Source organism: Agrobacterium sp. MS2 (assembly GCF_003261015.1).
In the GTDB taxonomy this organism is placed as follows: domain Bacteria; phylum Pseudomonadota; class Alphaproteobacteria; order Rhizobiales; family Rhizobiaceae; genus Agrobacterium; species Agrobacterium pusense.
In genome coordinates, this window is the sequence record NZ_QLNF01000095.1 from 14,469 (window position 1) to 15,665 (window position 1,197).

Sequence of the window (1,197 nt, forward strand, 5' to 3'; positions counted from 1 at the left end):
ATGCGACTAAGCCATTGAATTTATTGGAAGAAATATGGCTACTACTTCTTGCCGTCATTGTTCGTACTCACCTGTCGCCAGCAACGCTCCATACTGTCCTAAGTGTGGTGGCAAGAGGCCCGGCGAGCGGTGGTATGAAATACCAGTTGGATTAATGATTCTGGCAGCAATCTGCTATTTGGCGTGGCTGATCTTCTCGTAAGGGCGTTACGCAAGGCCGCCGACAAACCCGCTTAACTCATCAAGCCGCACCATCGAAATCCGTACTGTGCCACGACAGCCGCGCGCCCTGCAGATCGTTTCGCGCTCGAGCTCGTCGATGTACAGGAATTCGCGTTCCGGCGAGACACATACGATGGCACGGGTGAGGTAATGCACGTGTCCGCATTTCTTGCACCGCGCTTCAAGCTTCTGATTGTCGGCCAGGTCGCCGACCTTGACGCTTTGTTTCCAGCCCATCACCAAAAATCCTCCGCGGATGGAATGCGTGTGTATGAGATCTTGCCCCCGACGTGGCCGCCAGCCGGCGGCCGCCATTGGCCGAGGCTGACAACAGTGGCAGCATAGCGCGCATTGAGATTGTCGATTGCCTTGCTGGCGTTTTCCCAACGCCGGCGTTGGCGGTCATCATTGTGAAGTAGGTCAAGCTGGCGCTCATGCGCTGGCGTCAGATCATAGAGGGTGACGCCTATCCGGAAGATCGTGAGTCCACGCGGATAGTCCAGCGCGACCATTTCCCAAAGTTCGGAAAGGGCGGCGAGGATGGCCTGGTCGTCGTTGACGACCGGCAGATGGCGCTTTCCCATCCACGATCCATCACGAATCGAGAGCCAGAGCCAGAGGCCGGCTGCATAAAAATTTTCGCGTCGCAGACGCCGCGCCGCTTTTATCAGAAGCAACCGTGAGATCTCGCGCGCGCCGGCTATGGTGCGCGATTCCGGAGGAAGCACGCGCCCATGGCCGAACATGCCCCGGCTCGATGCCTGGGCCTGTATGTCGTAACCATGGAGAGCGTACCAGAGCCGTTCGCCAGTGACGTTGTTCCAAAGCCGGCGCATGTGCTTGGGCTGGAGTTTATAAAGCTGTTCGGTTGTGTAGATGGACGATCGATAGAGCCGCTTCGCCATGTTCCCGCCGACACCTGGAATATCTTCCATCGGAACCGCAAACAATGGCGCCGGCAAGTCAACCGGCCGC

At 57.6% G+C, this 1,197-nt stretch carries 2 protein-coding genes; both read right to left on the minus strand.

Going from position 1 to position 1,197, the window contains the following annotated elements; genetic code table 11:
• Positions 1–207: 207 nt before the first annotated feature.
• Complete coding sequence (locus tag DOU54_RS26350) at positions 208–459, minus strand: hypothetical protein (RefSeq protein ID WP_112700661.1); 252 nt, start codon at positions 457–459, stop codon at positions 208–210.
• Positions 459–1,197 (minus strand): DinB/UmuC family translesion DNA polymerase (locus DOU54_RS26355; RefSeq protein WP_502695991.1); only part of this gene is annotated, 739 nt, incomplete at its 5' end. The genes DOU54_RS26355 and DOU54_RS26350, both read right to left, overlap by 1 nt.

What these genes read in the sequence shown, in the direction of transcription:
- DOU54_RS26350 (WP_112700661.1), bottom strand. Translation starts at nt 459, where the DNA reads ATGGGCTGGAAACAAAGCGTCAAGGTCGGCGACCTGGCCGACAATCAG.